This is a genomic window from Mycobacterium sp. NGS63, assembly GCF_059812295.1.
On record NZ_JCALCJ010000010.1, the window covers coordinates 80,980 to 97,855 of the forward strand.

Here is a 16,876-nt window from a genome sequence, read left to right on the forward strand (position 1 = left end):
GGCTTACGAGGCCCGCCGAAATGACGCGCCCCGCGCCGGATACCCAATCCGTCCGATACCACACGAGGGCACACTGTTGAACGTGACGGATGGCCAGCGGGTGGGCGGGATCCGCAGCTTCCTGCCCGCCGTCGAGGGCATGCGCGCGTGCGCGGCCATGGGCGTGGTGGTCACCCACGTCGCGTTTCAGACGGGACATTCCAGCGGCGGCGCGGGCCGGCTGTTCGGCCGCTTCGACCTCGCGGTGGCCGTTTTCTTCGCGCTGTCGGGGTTCCTGCTGTGGCGCGGGCACGCGGCGGCCGCGCGGGGGGTGGGCTCGCGCCCGCGCACCGGTCACTACCTGCGCTCGCGGGTGGTCCGCATCATGCCCGCCTACGTGGTGGCGGTGGTGGTGATCCTGACCCTGCTGCCCGACGCGGATCACGCGAGCCCGATGGTGTGGCTGGCCAACCTGACGCTCACCCAGATCTATGTGCCGCTCACCCTGACCGGCGGGCTGACCCAGATGTGGAGCCTGTCCGTCGAGGTCACCTTCTACCTGGCGTTGCCGGTGCTGGCGTTGCTGGCCCGCCGGCTTCCGGTCGGCGCCCGGGTGCCCGCGATCGCCGCGCTGGCGGCGCTCAGCTGGGCCTGGGGCTGGGTGCCGGTGCACTCGGGATCGGGCATCAATCCGCTCAACTGGCCGCCGGCCTTCTTCTCGTGGTTCGCCGCCGGCATGCTGCTGGCCGAATGGGTGCACAGCGGGATCGGCCTGCCGCACCGGCTGGCCCGCCGCCGGGTGGTGATGGCCGCGGTGGCCGTGGCGGCCTACCTGGTGGCGGCGTCGCCGCTGGCCGGCCCGGAGGGCCTGGTGCCCGGCACCGCCGCGCAGTTCGCGGTCAAGACGGCGGCGGGCTCGGTGGTGGCGTTCGCGTTGGTCGCCCCGCTGGTGCTGGACCGCCCCGACACCCCGCACCGGGTGCTGGGCACCACCGCCATGGTGACGCTGGGGCGCTGGTCCTACGGACTGTTCGTGTGGCACCTGGCCGCGTTGGCGATGGTGTTCCCGGTGCTCGGGATATTCCCGTTCACCGGCCGCATGCCGCAGGTGCTGGTGTTCACGCTGATCTTCGGCTGGGCGATCGCCGCGGTCAGCTACGGCTTGGTCGAATCCCCCTGCCGGGAAGCGTTGCGCCGCTGGGAGAACCGCCACGAACCGCCCCAAGAGCGGGTCACAGACGTTGAGGCGGACGCAATCGCGCCATGATCTCGTCGCGGACCGCCGATCGCCGCGCCTTGCCGGCGTCGTCGCGCAGCGGCGAGTCGACGAATTCCACCGTGTGCGGCACCTTGTAGCCCGAGATGCGTTCGCGCAGAAACGCGTTCACGCCCTCGGCGTCCAGTGCCGACCCGTCGGCGGCGTGCACCAGCGCGTAGGGCACCTGGCCGAGGTCCTCGTGCGGTACGCCGACGACCAGGCAGGACATCACCTCCGGGTGCGCCGACAGCGCGTTCTCGATCTCGGCGGGGTAGACGTTGCGGCCGCCGACGGTGAACATGTCGACCCGGCGGTCCGACAGGTACAGGAACCCGTCGGCGTCGAAGTAGCCCAGATCGCCCAGCGAGTCCCAGCCGTCGCGGCTCTTCGCGGTGACGCCGACGTAGCGGTAGGTCGGCGCGCTGCCGGGCGCGGGGCGCATGTAGATCTCGCCGACCACCCCGGGCGGGCACTCGGTGCCGTCGTCGTCGAGCACCTTCATCTCCCCGGCGACCACGACGCCGACCGACCCGCGATGCGTCAGCCACTGGTCGCCGGAGATGAACGTCAGCGCCTGTAATTCGGTGCCGCCGTAGAGTTCCCAGACCTTCTCCGGGCCCAGCAGGTCGATCCACGCCTGCTTGATGGCCGGCGGGCAGGGCGCCCCCATGTGCCAGAAGCGGCGCAGCGACGACAGGTCGTAGGACCCGGGATCGCCGTGGTAGACGGGCAGCGCCCGCTGCATGATCGTCGGCACCGTCGTCAGGAACGTCACGCGATGATCGGTGATCAGCCGGAGGAACTGCTGCGGGTCGAAGCGGCTCATCACCACCAGGTGATGGCGCATCAGCAGCGCGATCGTCGCGGTGGTGAAGCCGGTGTTGTGGGACAGCGGGATCGGCACCAGGGTGGTGTCGCCCTCCTGCGCGCCCAGCGGATAGCCGATGGCGGCCGGGATCCGGCTGTCGCCACCGGACTCGATGAGCTTGGGCCGGCCGGTGCTGCCGCCGGACCCCATCGCCTTCCACACCGGCGAGACGGCCTCGGGCAGCGCGGCGTCCGAGGTCGCCGGGTCGGGCACGAAACCCGCTGGCACACTTGGCATTTCGGAATGGTCGCGACCGACCAGCAGCGCCGGTGGCCGCAGCTCCAGCAGCCCTTGCAGCTCCGCGTCCGGCAGCCGCGCCGACAGCGGCTGCGGCACCGCGCCCAGCTTCCAGCACGCCACCGCCGCCTGAATCCACTCCACGGAATTGGGCAGCACCATCGTCACGTAGTCGCCCACCTGGACGCCGCGCTCGGCGTAGGCGCGGGCCAGCCGGTTGGTCGACGCATCGAACTCGGCGCGGGTGAGGGTCAGCCCGTCGCAGGTGACGGCGGGCTCGTCGGGAGCGAGTTGGGCAAGCTGGGAGATCTGGGTGCCGATCGGCGGGACCGGCTCACTCATAAGCGCCCTGACGCTCGAAGATCCGCCGCGGGTTGTCGACGAGCATGGTGTGCAACTGCTCGTCGGTGACGCCGCGCTCCTTGAGGGCGGGGATCACGTCGTTGTGGATGTGCAGGTAGTGCCAGTTCGGCGCGATCTGCGGCACCAAGTCTTCGGGCAGCGCGTCGAAGTAGCAGTTGGCGTCGTGCGAGAGCACCATCTTGTCGGCGTGCCCGCGCTCGCACATCGTCGCCACGATGCCGACCCGTTCCTCGAACGGAAGTATCACGTCGATGCCGAACCGGTCCATGCCGAGGTACGAGCCGGCGGAGATCAGCTCCTCGAGGTAGCCGACGTCCGTGGAATCGCCGGAATGCCCGATCACCACGCGGCTCAGGTCGACGCCCTCCTCCTCGAATATGCGCTGCTGCTCCAGCCCGCGGCGCAGCCCGGCGTGGGTGTGGGTGGAGATCGGGACCCCGGTGCGCTTGTGCGCCTGGGCGACGGCGCGCAGCACCCGCTCGACGCCCGGGGTGATGCCCGGCTCGTCGGTGGCGCACTTGAGAATGCCGGCCTTGATGCCGGTGTCGGCGATGCCCTGCTCGATGTCGCGCACGAACATCTCGGTCATGATCTCCGGGCCGTCCAGCAGCCCGCCCGGGCCCTCGTAGTGGAACCGGAACGGGACGTCGTTGTAGGTGTAAAGCCCGGTCGCCACAACGATATTCAGCTCGGTGGCCGCGGCGACGCGCGCGATGCGCGGGATGTAGCGGCCCAGCCCGATCACGGTGAGGTCGACGATGGTGTCCACGCCGCGCGACTTGAGCTCGTTGAGCCGGTCGATCGCGTCGGCCACCCGCTTTTCCTCGTCGCCCCAGGCTTCGGGATAGTTCAGGGCGATCTCGGTGGTCATGATGAACACGTGCTCGTGCATGAGGGTCACGCCGAGGTCGCCGGTGTCGATGGGGCCGCGGGCGGTATTGAGTTCTGACACGGCCTCGATGCTAGGTCGAATGGCGGTTCACCGACAGGGCCCTTTGCGCTACGTTGCCCCCATGTTGCTCAATCCCAACCGCTTGCAACGCCGCTACCCCGATCGCCGCTCGGGCGAGATCATGGCCGCGACGGTGGACTTCTTCGAGTCCCGCGGCAAGGCCCGGCTGAAGGCTGAGGACCACAACCGGGTGTGGTACTCCGACTTCCTGGACCATGTCGGGCGCGAGCGCATCTTCGCCTCCCTGCTCACGCCCGCGGAGTACGGGGCGAGCGATTGCCGCTGGGACACCTACCGGATCAGCGAGTTCGCCGAGATCGTGGGCTTCTACGGGCTGAGCTACTGGTACCCGTTCCAGGTCACCGCCCTGGGCCTGGGCCCGATTTGGATGAGCGACAACGAGGACGCCAAGCGCAAGGCCGCCGCGCAGCTGGAGGCCGGCGAGGTGTTCGGCTTCGGCCTTTCCGAGCAGACCCACGGCGCCGACGTCTACCAGACCGACATGATCCTGACGCCCGCCGAACACGGCTGGGTCGCCAACGGCGAGAAGTACTACATCGGCAACGCCAACGTGGCGCGGATGGTGTCCACGTTCGGCAAGATCGGCGGCTCTGACGAGTACGTCTTCTTCGCCGCCGACTCGCGCCACGACCGCTACGAGCTGATCAAGAACGTGGTGAACTCGCAGAACTTCGTCGCCAACTACGCGCTGCGTGACTACCCGGTCACCGAGGCCGACCTGTTGCACCGCGGCCCCGGCGCCTTCCACGCCGCCCTCAACACCGTCAACGTCTGCAAGTACAACCTGGGCTGGGGCGCGATCGGCATGTGCACCCACGCCATGTACGAGGCGGTCACCCACGCGGCCAACCGCTCGCTGTACGGGACGCTGGTCACCGACTTCTCCCACGTGCGTCGGCTGCTCACCGACGCCTACGTGCGCCTGGCCGCGATGAAGCTGGTCGCCACCCGGGCCTGCGACTACATGCGCAGCGCCTCGGCGGCCGACCGCCGCTACCTGCTCTACAGCCCGCTCACCAAGGCGAAGATCACCAGCGAGGGCGAGCGGGTCGTCATTGCGCTGTGGGATGTCATCGCCGCCAAGGGCGTCGAGAAGGACACCTTCTTCGAGGCCGTCACCCGCGAGATCGGCCTGCTGCCCCGGCTGGAGGGCACGGTGCACATCAACATCGGGCTGCTGGGCAAGTTCATGCCCAACTTCCTGTTCGCGCCGACCGCCGAGCTGCCCGTGATCGACCGCCGCGACGACGCCGCCGACGACACGTTCCTGTTCGCCCAGGGGCCCACCGGGGGGCTGGGCAAGGTGCGGTTTCACGACTGGCGCGCGCCGTTCGCGGGCCTCGGGCACCTGCCTAACGTCGCGCTGCTGCGCGAGCAGATCGACGTGCTCACCGAGATGCTGGCCAGCGCCACCCCGGATGCGGTGCAGCAGAAGGACATTGACTTCGCGTTCGCGGTGGGTCAGCTGTTCGCGACGGTGCCCTACGCGCAGCTCATCCTGGAGGAGGCGCTGCTGTCGGACGTGGACGAGGCGTTGATCGACGCGATCTTCGCCGTGCTGGTGCGCGACTTCAACAGCTACGCAGTGGAACTCGGCGACAAGCCGTCGACGACGGACGAGCAGGCCCGCCTGGCGATGCGGATGATCCGGCGCCCGGTCCACGACCGCGCGCGCGACGACCAGATCTGGAAGGAGCGCGTGCTGCCGCTCAACGGCGCGTATTCGATGCGCCCGTGATCCTTGATCCGTGCCGAGCGTGCGCTTGTCCGCACGCTCGGCTACGGGGGTGCGGCTAGACGCACACTCGAGCCCCGGCAAACGCATTGACTATGACGCAGCTCACAGTAGAATGACCAGTGGTCATCGACGCGAGGGAGGCCGCCAATGCCGACAGTGACCTGGGCGAGAGTGGATCCCGCGCGCCGTGCGGCGGTGATCGAAGCGGCGGAGGCCGAGTTCGGCGCGCACGGGTTTTCCGGCGGCAGCCTCAACGTCATCGCCCGCCGGGCCGGGGTGGCCAAGGGCAGCCTCTTCCAGTACTTCGCGGACAAGCGCGACCTGTACGCCTTCATCGCCGACATCGGCAGCCAGCGGGTGCGCGCCTACATGGAGGACCTGATCGTCGAGCTCGACCCGACCCGCCCCTTCTTCGACCACCTCACCGACCTGCTCGACGGCTGGGTGGCCTACTACGCCGAACACCCGCACGAACGCGCGCTGCACGCCGCGGCGACCCTCGAGGTCGACACCGAGGCCCGCGTCAGCGTGCGCAACGTCATCCACCGGCACTATCTGGAGGTGCTGCGTCCGCTGGTGCACGCCGCGCAGACGCGCGGAGATCTGCGCCACGACGCGGACACCGACGTGCTGCTGTCGCTGTTGCTGTTGATCTTCCCGCACCTGGCGCTCGCTCCCTACATGCGCGGCCTGGACCCGATCCTGGGCCTCGACGAGCCCACGCCGGAACAGCCGGCGCTGGCCGTGCGCCGGCTCGTCGCGGCGTTGAAGGCGGCGTTCGCCCGCGTGCCGCAACCGGCCGAGGCCGGCCGCCAACCCAGCCCCGAAATGATCTGAAGGAGGTCACCATGACACGGACGAGTATGGGTTCGATGGTCAAGGGCGGACTCAACTGGGACAGCTTGCCGCTCAAGCTTTTTGCCGGCGGCAACGCGAAGTTCTGGAACCCGGCCGACATCGACTTCTCCCGCGATCGCGCGGACTGGGAGCGGCTGACCGACGACGAACGCCACTACGCGACCCGCCTGTGCGCCGAGTTCATCGCCGGTGAGGAGGCGGTGACCGAGGACATCCAGCCGTTCATGGCCGCGATGCGCGCCGAGGGGCGGCTGGGCGACGAGATGTACCTGACGCAGTTCGCGTTCGAGGAAGCCAAGCACGTGCAGGTGTTCCGGATGTGGCTCGACGCCGTCGGCGTCACCGACGACCTGCACGCCTACCTCGACGACATCCCCACCTACCGCACGATCTTCTGCGAGGAGTTGCCGAACTGCCTCAACGCGTTGACCGACGATCCGTCACCGGCCGCCCAGGTCCGTGCGTCGGTCACCTACAACCACATGGTCGAGGGCATGCTCGCGCTGACCGGCTACTTCGGCTGGCACAAGATCTGCGTGGAACGCGGCATCCTGCCCGGCATGCAGGAACTGGTGCGGCGCATCGGCGACGACGAGCGGCGCCACATGGCGTGGGGCACCTTCACCTGCCGGCGTCACGTCGCCGCCGACGACGCCAATTGGGGCGTGTTCGAGGGGCGGATGAACGAACTGATGCCGCTGGGGCTGCGCCTCATCGAGGAGGGCTTCTCCCTGTACGACCCGATGCCCTTCGGCCTCTCTGTCGACGAGTTCATGCAGTACGCCGCCGACAAGGGGATGCGGCGCTTCGGCACCATCAACAGCGCACGCGGGCGCCCGGTCGAAGAGATCGACCTCGACTACTCGCCGGTGCAGCTGGAGGACACCTTCGCCGACGAGGACGAGAAGGCGCTGGCGACCGCGTCGGCTTAGCGCGTCACTCGACCTTCTTGCCGCCGCCGGAGTCGCCCTGGTCGGACGACCCGATCCAGACCGTCTTGGCGTTGCAGAACTCGCGGATGCCGAGGCCGGCGAGTTCGCGGCCGTAGCCGGAGCGCTTCACGCCGCCGAACGGCAGTTCGGGGTAGGAGACGGTCATCCCGTTGATGAAGACCTGCCCGGCCTCGATGCCGTCGATGAAGCGTTGCTGCTCGGCCTCGTCGTCGGTCCAGGCGTTGGACCCCAGCCCGAAGGTCGTGGCGTTGGCGATCTCTATGGCCTCGTCGATGTCGGCGGCTTTGTACACCGAGGCGACCGGGCCGAACACCTCTTCGGAGTACAGGGCCATGTCCTTGGTGATGTCGGTGACGACCGTCGGCGGGTAGTACCACCCCGGCCGGTCGAGACGCTCACCGCCGCAACGGATCACCGCGCCGGCCGCGGCGGCGTCCTCCACCTGCTTGGCGACTTCGTCGCGGCCCGACTCGGTGGCCAGCGGGCCCACGTCGGTGTCGGGATCGGTCGGGTCGCCGACCTTGAGCGCCTTGACCCGCTCGACGAACTTCTCGACGAACGCGTCGTAGATGTCGGCGTGGGCGATGAACCGCTTGGCCGCGATGCAGGACTGGCCGTTGTTCTGCACCCGGGCGGTCACCGCGGTCTTGACCGCCTCGTCCAGGTTCGCCGACGGCATCACGATGAACGGGTCGCTGCCGCCGAGTTCGAGCACGGTGGGTTTGATCTCGTCGCCGGCGATGGCGGCCACCGACTGGCCGGCCGGCTCACTGCCGGTCAGGGTGGCCGCCGCGACGCGAGGGTCGCGCAGGATGGTCTCTACGGCGCTGGACGGCACCAGCAGCGTCTGGAAGCAGCCCTCGGGGAAGCCGCCGCGGGCGATGACGTCGGCGAGGTACAGCGCGCACTGCGGCACGTTCGACGCGTGCTTGAGGATGCCGACGTTGCCGGCCATCAGCGCCGGCGCGGCGAACCGCACGGCCTGCCACAGCGGGAAGTTCCACGGCATCACCGCCAGCACCACCCCGAGCGGCTGGTAGCGGGTGTAGGCCTTGGCCGCGCCCACCTTGCCGGCATCGGCGGGCTCGTCGGCCAGCAGCTGCTCGGCGTTCTCGGCGTAGTAGCGAAAACCCTTGGCGCACTTGATCGCCTCGGCCTTGGCCGAGGCCAGCGTCTTGCCCATCTCCAGGGTCATCAGGGCGGCGGTCTCCTCCGCCTCGGCCTCGAGCAGGTCGGCCGTCGCGTTGGCCCACTGCGCGCGCTGGGCGTAGGTGGTGGAGTGGCGGTAGTCGAGGAAGCGCTCGTAGGCGCGGGCGATCGCCGCCTGGACCTCGTCGTCGGTGGCGGGGGTGAAGGTCTTGACTGTCTCGCCGGTGGCCGGGTTGATCGTGGCGATGGGCACGGTGAATCCTTCGGTTTGTTGTGGAACGTCCGCTGTCCAGCCTGCCACTACTGTGGCGAGAAGGAGGTGCGAGGATGAGCAAAGCCGCCGAGCTGATGGTCAAGTGCCTGGAAAACGAGGGCGTTGCCGTGGTCTTCGGGTTGCCCGGCGAGGAGAACATCCGCTTCGTGCAGGCGCTGGCCTCCTCCGACATCCGCTACGTGCTCACCCGCCACGAGCAGGCGGCGGCGTTCATGGCCGAGATGTACGGGCGCGTCACGGGCCGGGCGGCGGTGGTGTCGGCCACCCTGGGCCCCGGCGCCATCAACATGCAGCTCGGCGTCGCCGACGCCACCACCAACAGCACCCCGATGGTCGCGATCTCCGCGCAGGTGGGGCAGGACCGCGAATACAAGGAATCGCACCAGTACGTCGACCTGGTGTCGATGTTCGCCCCGATCACGCGGTGGGCCGCCGGCGTCCCCACCCCGCGCGCCATCCCCGAGATGTTCCGCAAGGCGTTCAAGCTCGCCGAGAGCGAACGCCCGGCCGCGGTCTATCTGGCGGTGCCGGAACACATAGATGCAGATGACACCGACTACGACCTTGCGCCGTTGCCGCGCAACGTCGTCCGCGCCGAGGCGCCCGCGGCCCGCCAGGTCGCGCGGGCCGTGGATATCCTGCGCGACGCGCGGCGGCCGGTGGTGCTGGCCGGCCACGGCGCCGCCCGCGGCGACGCGACGGCGGCGCTGGTGCGGTTCTCCGACGAGTTCGGCATCCCGGTGGCCAACACGTTCCACGGCAAGGGCGTCATGCCGGACGACCACGCCAACAGCATCGGCACGCTGGGGTTCATGCGGCACGACTACGTCAACTTCGGGTTCGACCACGCCGACGTGGTGATCGCGGTCGGCTACGAGTTGCAGGAGTTCGACCCCATCCGGATCAACCCGCAGGCCGACAAGAAGATCATTCACATCCACCGGTTCCCCGCCGAGGTCGACGCGCACTACTCGGTCGACGTCGGCATCGTCGGCGACATCAGCGCCTCGCTCGACGCGCTCACCGACGCGCTCGAGGGCCAGGCCTTCGCGGCCGAGCCGGAGGTTCCCGGCTGCGGCCTGCTGGCCGAGGAATTCGCCCGGGGACAACAGGATTCGCGTTTCCCGCTGGCCCCGGCGCGGGTGGTCGCCGACACCCGCGAGGCGCTGGGCCGCAGCGACGTCGTCCTGGTCGACACCGGGGCCACCAAGATGTGGATGGCCCGGCTGTATCCGACCTACGAGCGCAACACCTGCCTGATCTCAAACGGCTTGTCCACCATGAGTTTTGCGCTACCCGGGGCGCTCGGCGTCAAGCTGGCGCGCCCCGAGGCCCGGGTGCTGGCCGTCGTCGGCGACGGCGCGTTCCTGATGAACTCCCAGGAAATCGAGACCGCCGTGCGGGAGCGGATCCCGCTGGTGGTGCTGATCTGGGAGGACGGCGGCTACGGCCTCATCGAGTGGAAGATGGACCTCGAACTCGGCGAGCACTACTACGTGAAGTTCTCCAACCCAGACATCGTGGGCTACGCGGAAAGCTTCGGCGCCAAGGGATATCGGATCAACAGCGCCGAGGAGCTATTGCCCACGCTGAAGGCCGCGCTCGACGACGACGGCGTCTCGCTGATCAGCTGCCCGGTGGACTACTCGGAGAACCTGCGGCTGACCGATCGGCTCGGCGAGCTGGACGAGACCTTGTAATTCCGAGATGACGCAGCGTGATCGCGACGAATCGGGCCGGCCGCGGAGCGCCCGACCGCGCGACGCCCTGGGGCGGCCCCTGCCGGCGGGGAGCGCAGGGGTTCCTCGGGTTCCGGATGACCTGGTGCTGGCGCCGGCCGAAACCCTCGCCTATGCCCAGCGTTTGCTGGATCGAGGCCTCGCGTTCAACGCTCACGAGGTGCTCGAGGCCGCGTGGAAGAACGGTCCGGCCGACGAGAAGGCGCTCTGGCAAGGCCTGACACAGCTCGCGGTAGGGATCACCCACGCCCAGCGGGGCAACGCCACGGGTGCGACGGCGCTGCTACGCCGCGCTCGCGACCATCTCGCCCACGCCGACCGGCCGGCACCGCACGCGATCGACGCCGCCGGGTTGGTGGAGTACGCCGATGCGCTGATCGACGACCTCGCCGCCGGGGTCGATATCGCGCCGCCGCGGCTACGGCCCCGCCTGGTGGTCGGGGGCGGCGAGTAGCCCCGTCAGTCGATCTTCTCCAGGGCGTCGCCCTTGTGCATCGCGACGTGGTCGGTCTTGTCGCTCCTGATCTCGTATTGCGGGTCGTCTTTCGTGCAATGCCGCTTGTGGCCTTTGTACTCGGTGTCACTGGTGTGCTTCTTGACGATGACCCCGCTGACGTGACCCGCTTCCGAATTCCACCTGACGTGGTCTCCGACCTCGAAGTGCTTCGGCACCCTGCGCCTCCTTCGTGCGTCGTACGTCGTTTCATCCATCATGGCGCGGACGTGGTCGAATAAACCCGTGCAGTTCCGGCAGCTCGAGTACTTCGTGGCGCTGGCCCGGGAGCGTCACTTCGCCCGCGCCGCCAGCGCCTGTTACGTGTCGCAGCCGGCGTTGTCGGAGGCCATCCGCAAGCTCGAACACGAGCTGAAGGTGCCGCTGGTGCGGCGCGGCAAGAAATTCGAGGGCCTGACCCCCGAGGGTGAGCGGCTGGTGCACTGGGCGCGGCGCATCCTGGCCGACCACGACGCGCTCATCCACGAAGTCACCGCGCTGCAGACCGGCCTCACCGGCGAGCTGCGGCTGGGGGTGGTGCCGGCCGCCGCCACTACCGTTGCGCTGCTTACGGATCCGTTCTGCGCGGCGCACCCGTTGGTGCGCGTTCAGCTGGAGACGAACCTGCGATCGGCCGAGATCGTCGAACGCATCGGACAATTCGAGCTGGATGCGGGGATACTTTATCCGGATCGACAGGACACCCGCGATCTGCTGGTCATCCCCCTGTATCAAGAACAACAGGCGCTCATCGTCGGCGGTGAGCTGCTCACCGGCCAATCGGACACCATGAGTTGGGCGGAGGCGCTGGAGTTGCCGCTGTGTCTGCTGACCGAGGGAATGCGCGGCCGCCGGATCATCGACGACGCGCTGACCGCCCGGGGTCTCACCGTGCAGCCCCAACTTGAAACCGACTCCATTGCAACGCTTTTAGCGCATGTGGGGGCGGGACGGTGGGCCAGCATCGTCCCCCAGACGTGGATTCGGGCCCTCGGGGTGCCCGCCGGAGTCGCCGTGCTGCGGCTGCACGACCCGACCGTCACCGCCCCGATGGCGCTCGTCACCAGCGCTGCGGAGCCGGGATCGGTGATTGCCCGGGCGCTGGTGCAGGCCGCGCACGAGGCCGCTGACCGCCTCGACCAGGCCTGATCGGCCGGGCCTATCGCCCGGTCGGAACTGCATCTTGGACGCCGCCCGCGCGGCCGGCCAACACTGGAAGGAGCCTAGCGAGGAGGAACCGATGGCCAAGTGTGTGATGGTGCTCTACCCCGACCCCGTCGACGGGTACCCGCCGAAGTACGCCCGTGATGGCGTCCCGACGATCCACAACTATCCCGACGGAAGCACCGTCCCCAGCCCGTCGGGGATCGACTTCACTCCAGGCGAGCTGCTCGGCTGTGTCTCGGGCGCGCTGGGATTGCGTGAGTTCTTCGCAGACGGCGGACACGAACTGGTGGTGACGTCGGACAAGGAGGGCCCGGACTCCGAGTTCGAACGCGAGCTTCCCGACACCGATATCGTGATCTCCCAGCCGTTTTGGCCGGCATACCTGACCAAGGAGCGCATCGCCAAGGCTCCCAAACTCAAGCTGGCGCTGACCGCGGGCATCGGCTCGGATCATGTGGATCTCGAGGCGGCCAAAGAGCGCGGCATCACTGTCGCCGAGGTGACCTATAGCAACAGCATCAGCGTTGCCGAGCACGCGGTGATGCAGATCCTGACGCTGGTACGCAATTTCGTCCCGTCACACCGGTGGGCCGCCGAGGGCGGGTGGAACATCGCGGATTGCGTGGAGCGTGCCTACGACCTGGAGGGCATGGACGTCGGAGTGATCGCCGCGGGCCGGATCGGCCGCGCCGTCTTGCGCCGCCTGGCGCCGTTCGACGTCAACCTGCACTACACGGACACGCGTCGGCTGTCGCCGGACGTCGAAAAGGAGTTGAACGTCAGGTTCCATCCCGACGTCGAGTCACTGGTGCGCGCGGTCGACGTGGTCTCCGTCCACTCGCCGCTGTACGACGCGACCCGCCGGATGTTCGACGAGAGGCTGCTGAGCACGATGCGGCGGGGCTCCTACATCGTCAACACTGCCCGCGCCGAAGAAACCGTCCCCGAGGCCATCGCGGCCGCGCTCCGCAGCGGCCAGCTCGCGGGTTACGCCGGCGACGTGTGGTATCCGCAACCACCTCCCGCCGACCACCCGTGGCGCACCATGCCCAGTAACGCGATGACCCCGCATGTTTCGGGCACCACGCTTTCGGCCCAAGCCCGCTACGCCGCCGGTACCCGCGAAATCCTGGAATGCTGGTTCGCCGGCAAGCCGATTCGCCCCGAGTACCTGATCGTCGAGGGCGGAAAGCTCGCCGGCACCGGAGCGGTGTCCTACCAAAAGTAGCCGCGCCCGTCAGTGCTGCTTGACGATCGAGCGCGGCGCGGTGCGCCACACGCGCCGACCGTCCGGGCCGTCGATGGGCGGATCGAGCAGCAGGACGGTTTGACCGTCGAGCCACACGGGGTGCACCCACTCGCCCAGCGCGATGCGCTCGCCGGGTCCCGGCTGGCGGTGCTCGCCATCGCGGGCGTGATCGAGGGGGATGAGCCCGCGTAGCTCGTCGAGGGTGGCCTCGCCCGGCAGCTCATACAGGCCCGGCAGCGTGATGAACAGGCCGTCGTTGCCCGACAGGTGCAGCCCCACCGCGGCCAGCGCGCCCAGCACCCCGTCCTGGGTGCCGCCGTGCCCGGACAGGTGCACGCCGAGCGATGCCGCGAGCTCCCGGGCCTCGTTGGTGCGCAACACCTCTCGCTTGGCGCGACGGCCGAAATCCACCAGCGCCGGGGTCGCGCCGTCCAGGTCAGCCGGGATAACGACGACGAGGCCCGGGTCGGCGTCGGGCGGGCAGACGCGCTCGAGGTATCGCGCGCACAGCTCGATGACCTGGTCGAGCACGGCCCGCGGGTCTCCGCCGGCGCTGCGCCAGGCCAGGCACGCGCTGGAATTATGTGACGTGTAGGGGATTCGGTCGTCGACGAGGAGCTGGTGGCGGGTGGCCCCGGCCGCGGCGCCCAGGCCGGCCTCGGCGAGCTCGACCAGCAGCGCCCGCGCGCGGCGGCCCGTGCCGGGGCTGCGCAGGTCGTCGGTGTCGTCGATGCCGATCAGCAGGTCCACGCCGTCCAGCGCCCGCTTTTCGGTCATGGGTTGACGACCAGCGTCGTGACGTCGCGCACCCAGCGGTCGGTGCCGAGCTGGGTTCCGGTGAGCTTGAGCGTGTTTCGCTTGGTCACGTTCAGGATGACCTGGTCGGTGAGCTCGGCGGCCGTCAGCGTTTGCGCGGGGTCGCGGCCCTCCACGCGCAGCCGGTCGACTCCGCCGGCATGTGCGGATTGCAGGACCGAGCGCACGGTGGGTCCCCGCTGCACCTGGGCGCCGCGCGATTGCGGTGTGGCGATCTGCACCTGAGGGAGGTCACGCAATTGCGGCAACGTGAATTGGCCGAGGACACGCCCGCCCTGTCGCACGACGAGCGGCCCCGCGCCGTCCGTCGCCGGGCCCGCACACGACGCGACCCCGCCGCCGACCACCGCCGAGGCCAAAACCGCGCCGAGCAACCGGTGGTTTCTGGACCGCATGTACACAAATTAGTGCGGGAAAACCTCCTCATACAAGGCGGCGATGCGGGTAATGTTCCGCAGGTGATGCCTTCGGTCCTCGCCCGTCCGGTCAACCGCGTTTTCCCTCGTGAGGTCGTTTTTCCCGCGCTGGCGGCGGTGGCGATCGTGGCGTACGCGGACGTCCGCATCCCGATGAGCCTGCCCGGGCACCGGGGCTTGATCTGGCTCAGCCTGTTGGTGGCGGTCGCCTTGGTCACCCACCGGCGCGCGACGGTGGTTGCGGTGGGCGCGGCCTCGACGGTGGCGACCCTCGCGCTGCACCTGTCCGGCGCGGGCGGCAGCGTGCGCTACGTGGCCGCCGCCGTCTTGCTGCACGCGGTGGCCGCGACGCCCGCGGCGCGGGCGCATCGGTGGCTGGTGGTGCTCGCCGCCGCGCCGATTCACCTCGTCGCGCTGCTCGACTCGGGCGAGAGCCTGTTCTCCGCATGGATGACCGAAAAAGCATTGTTCCACTTGGGTTTCGGGCTGGTCGCGGGACTGCTGGGCTGGGCGATCGCCTGCGCGACGGACAAGGGGTGCGGGCGATGAGTTTGCGAGTCGTTCCCGAGGGCCTGGCCGCGACCGGCGCCGCGGTGCAGGCGATCACCGCCCGACTGGCCGCCGCGCATGCGGCTGCGGCCCCGGTGATCTCGGCGGTGCTCCCACCCGGGGCCGACCCGGTCTCGGTGCAGGCGGCGCTGCAGCTCAGTGCGGAGGGCGGCCAACACGAGACGGCGGCGGCCCGGGGCGTCGAGGTGCTGGGCCGGGCGCGCGTGGGAGTCGAACAGGCCGGCGCCGGCTACGCCGTCGGCGACGCGGCGGCCGCCTCGACATACCTCGTCGCCGACGGCTGATCATGCTCGCGCCGGTCTGGATGGCGTTCCCGCCGGAGGTGCATTCGGCGCTGCTGAGCTCCGGCCCGGGGCCGGGCCCGCTGCTGGCGGCCGCGCAGACGTGGACCGGGCTGAGCATCGAATACCATTCCGCCGCAACCGAACTCGGGGCGGTGCTGGCCGGGGCGCAACAGGTGTGGGAGGGACCCACGGCGGCGGTCTACGTCGCCGCCCATGGGCCCTATTTGCAGTGGCTGGAGCTGGCCGGCGCCGTCAGCACCGAGGCGGCCGCGCGGCACGAGGTCGTGGCTGGGGCGTATTCGGCCGCGCTGGCGGCGATGCCGACGCTGGCCGAGCTGGCCGCCAACCACGCGATCCATGCCGTGTTGGTCGCCACGAACTTCTTTGGCGTCAACACCATTCCGATCGCGGTCAACGAGGCCGACTACGCGCGGATGTGGACGCAGGCCGCCACGACGATGAGCATCTACCAGGCCACCACCGAAACCGCGGCGGCCGGTGGCGGTGGCGGTGGCGGTGGCGGCGGAGGAGGGGGAGGTGGTGGCGGCGGCGGATTCCAGTTGCCGACGCCGGCCGAGATCTGGGCGATGATCTTCGGCGCCGACGGCGAGCGGTTTCCCGGCCAGGGCCAACCCAATTGGAGCGCCCTAGAATACCTGCAGAACCTGCCCAACTTCATCAGCGGCAATGAGCAAGCTGCGGCCTACCTGCAAACCAGCCTGCCTCAAGTCCTGACCAATCCGTACCAGCTTCCCGCCCTGCTCTCGTATTTCGTTGCCTGGCAGACCTTTCGGGTCGTCAACTGGACGCTGCGCACGCTGCGCTTCATCGTCCAGATCGCGCCGCTGCTGCTGCCGGCCGTCCTCAACCTCGCCGTCGCCAACCTGGGCGGCCTGGCCGGTTTTTCGGCCCTGGCGGCGGTGGGCCAGCCCGCCGCGCCCGCCCCGGTGGTTCCCGCCCCCGCGGTGTCGCCGCAGTTGCCGCCGGTCGCGTTCCTGGCCGCGCCCGCCCTGGCGCCGGCCCCCGCGCCGACGCCGGCGGCCGCGCCCGCCCCAGCCGTCCCGGCCGCGGCCGCCCCGGTCGCGGTGACAGTGCCGCCGGTAGGCGCCGAGGCATTCGCGTACCTCGTGGGTGGTCCCGGGCCCGGCTTCGGGCCCACGCTGGGGGCCCGCATCCGTGCCGCGGAACCGGCCCCGGACACGGCCGCGGCGGCGACGGACGCGGAGGCCGCGGCGCGCCGGGAGCAGACGCGGGCCGCGCGGCGGCAAAAGACGGTCATCGACCGGGGATACCGCTACGAGTATCTCGAGGCCGATGACGAATCCGAAAGCGGCGCGGGGGCAATGGGCTTCGCCGGGACCCTGCGCGAGAGTGGGACGCGGCCGGCGGGGCTGGCCACGATGTCAGGCGGCGCGTTCGGCGGGGGACCCGAACTGCCGATGATGCCGGGCAGTTGGACGGATGAGCGGTGATCACCAGGCGGCCACCGTGG

17 protein-coding genes are annotated in these 16,876 nt (G+C 69.6%); 11 read left to right on the top strand and 6 right to left on the bottom strand.

The annotated features are described in order from the left end of the window. The first annotated feature begins 76 nt into the window (after nucleotides 1-76). On the top strand, nucleotides 77-1,246 hold the full coding sequence (locus AC5Y4Z_RS22825; protein ID WP_499967187.1) for an acyltransferase family protein: 1,170 nt from the start codon (nucleotides 77-79) through the stop codon (nucleotides 1,244-1,246). Here AC5Y4Z_RS22825 and AC5Y4Z_RS22830 read toward each other — a convergent pair. Continuing rightward, nucleotides 1,212-2,684, bottom strand: a complete 1,473-nt coding sequence (locus AC5Y4Z_RS22830) for an AMP-binding protein (protein WP_499967188.1) — start codon at nucleotides 2,682-2,684, stop codon at nucleotides 1,212-1,214. The genes AC5Y4Z_RS22825 and AC5Y4Z_RS22830 overlap by 35 nt on opposite strands. Continuing rightward, entirely contained in the window at nucleotides 2,677-3,657 is a 981-nt protein-coding gene (locus AC5Y4Z_RS22835; RefSeq protein WP_499967189.1) for a phosphotriesterase family protein, read from the bottom strand. The genes AC5Y4Z_RS22830 and AC5Y4Z_RS22835 overlap by 8 nt, the downstream gene beginning before the upstream one ends. Before the next feature lie 61 nt (nucleotides 3,658-3,718). On the opposite strand from AC5Y4Z_RS22835, the gene AC5Y4Z_RS22840 reads away from it, so the two are divergent. The 3 genes from AC5Y4Z_RS22840 (at nucleotide 3,719) to AC5Y4Z_RS22850 (ending at nucleotide 7,206) form a co-directional block, all read left to right on the top strand. Further along, nucleotides 3,719-5,416, top strand: a complete 1,698-nt coding sequence (locus AC5Y4Z_RS22840) for an acyl-CoA dehydrogenase family protein (RefSeq protein WP_499967190.1) — start codon at nucleotides 3,719-3,721, stop codon at nucleotides 5,414-5,416. Between the two features lie 147 nt (nucleotides 5,417-5,563). Next, a complete protein-coding gene (locus AC5Y4Z_RS22845; protein WP_499967191.1) occupies nucleotides 5,564-6,253 on the top strand; it encodes a TetR/AcrR family transcriptional regulator in 690 nt (229 codons plus the stop codon). A gap of 11 nt (nucleotides 6,254-6,264) precedes the next feature. Beyond that, entirely contained in the window at nucleotides 6,265-7,206 is a 942-nt protein-coding gene (locus tag AC5Y4Z_RS22850) for a R2-like ligand-binding oxidase (RefSeq protein WP_499967192.1), read from the top strand. Nucleotides 7,207-7,210: 4 nt separating this feature from the next. On the opposite strand, the gene AC5Y4Z_RS22855 is transcribed toward AC5Y4Z_RS22850, so the two are convergent. After that, the gene (locus AC5Y4Z_RS22855; RefSeq protein WP_499967193.1) at nucleotides 7,211-8,629 is read right to left on the bottom strand and encodes an NADP-dependent succinic semialdehyde dehydrogenase; all 1,419 of its coding nucleotides are present in this window, start codon (nucleotides 8,627-8,629) and stop codon (nucleotides 7,211-7,213) included. Between the two features lie 74 nt (nucleotides 8,630-8,703). Here AC5Y4Z_RS22855 and AC5Y4Z_RS22860 point away from each other — a divergent pair, with 74 nt between their 5' ends. After that, on the top strand, nucleotides 8,704-10,350 hold the full coding sequence (locus AC5Y4Z_RS22860) for an acetolactate synthase large subunit (protein ID WP_499967194.1): 1,647 nt from the start codon (nucleotides 8,704-8,706) through the stop codon (nucleotides 10,348-10,350). Nucleotides 10,351-10,357: 7 nt separating this feature from the next. Beyond that, nucleotides 10,358-10,843, top strand: a complete 486-nt coding sequence (locus AC5Y4Z_RS22865) for a DUF309 domain-containing protein (RefSeq protein ID WP_499967195.1) — start codon at nucleotides 10,358-10,360, stop codon at nucleotides 10,841-10,843. A 5-nt stretch (nucleotides 10,844-10,848) separates the two neighbouring features. Here the strand turns inward: AC5Y4Z_RS22865 and AC5Y4Z_RS22870 are convergent, their stop codons facing one another. Next, nucleotides 10,849-11,061 carry a hypervirulence associated TUDOR domain-containing protein gene (locus tag AC5Y4Z_RS22870; RefSeq protein WP_499967196.1) on the bottom strand — a complete coding sequence of 71 codons (213 nt, stop codon included), beginning with the start codon at nucleotides 11,059-11,061 and terminating at the stop codon, nucleotides 10,849-10,851. A 67-nt stretch (nucleotides 11,062-11,128) separates the two neighbouring features. Between AC5Y4Z_RS22870 and AC5Y4Z_RS22875 the strand changes: the two genes are divergently transcribed. Next, nucleotides 11,129-12,031, top strand: coding sequence for a LysR family transcriptional regulator (locus AC5Y4Z_RS22875; protein ID WP_499967197.1), 903 nt, complete (start codon nucleotides 11,129-11,131; stop codon nucleotides 12,029-12,031). A 91-nt stretch (nucleotides 12,032-12,122) separates the two neighbouring features. Then, a complete protein-coding gene (locus AC5Y4Z_RS22880) occupies nucleotides 12,123-13,277 on the top strand; it encodes an NAD-dependent formate dehydrogenase (RefSeq protein WP_499967198.1) in 1,155 nt (384 codons plus the stop codon). Between the two features lie 9 nt (nucleotides 13,278-13,286). Here the strand turns inward: AC5Y4Z_RS22880 and AC5Y4Z_RS22885 are convergent, their stop codons facing one another. Continuing rightward, the gene (locus tag AC5Y4Z_RS22885) at nucleotides 13,287-14,075 is read right to left on the bottom strand and encodes a hypothetical protein (RefSeq protein WP_499967199.1); all 789 of its coding nucleotides are present in this window, start codon (nucleotides 14,073-14,075) and stop codon (nucleotides 13,287-13,289) included. Then, nucleotides 14,072-14,509, bottom strand: a complete 438-nt coding sequence (locus tag AC5Y4Z_RS22890) for a hypothetical protein (RefSeq protein ID WP_499967200.1) — start codon at nucleotides 14,507-14,509, stop codon at nucleotides 14,072-14,074. The genes AC5Y4Z_RS22885 and AC5Y4Z_RS22890 overlap by 4 nt, the downstream gene beginning before the upstream one ends. A gap of 66 nt (nucleotides 14,510-14,575) precedes the next feature. On the opposite strand from AC5Y4Z_RS22890, the gene AC5Y4Z_RS22895 reads away from it, so the two are divergent. Genes AC5Y4Z_RS22895 through AC5Y4Z_RS22905 form a run of 3 tightly spaced genes read left to right on the top strand, consistent with a single transcriptional unit; the run spans nucleotide 14,576 to nucleotide 16,856 of the window. Then, complete coding sequence (locus tag AC5Y4Z_RS22895; RefSeq protein WP_499967310.1) at nucleotides 14,576-15,079, top strand: hypothetical protein; 504 nt, start codon at nucleotides 14,576-14,578, stop codon at nucleotides 15,077-15,079. Then, complete coding sequence (locus AC5Y4Z_RS22900) at nucleotides 15,076-15,384, top strand: PE family protein (RefSeq protein WP_499967201.1); 309 nt, start codon at nucleotides 15,076-15,078, stop codon at nucleotides 15,382-15,384. Before AC5Y4Z_RS22895 ends, AC5Y4Z_RS22900 begins: the two co-directional genes overlap by 4 nt. Before the next feature lie 2 nt (nucleotides 15,385-15,386). Next, complete coding sequence (locus tag AC5Y4Z_RS22905) at nucleotides 15,387-16,856, top strand: PPE family protein (protein WP_499967202.1); 1,470 nt, start codon at nucleotides 15,387-15,389, stop codon at nucleotides 16,854-16,856. The last annotated feature ends 20 nt before the right edge of the window (nucleotides 16,857-16,876 follow it).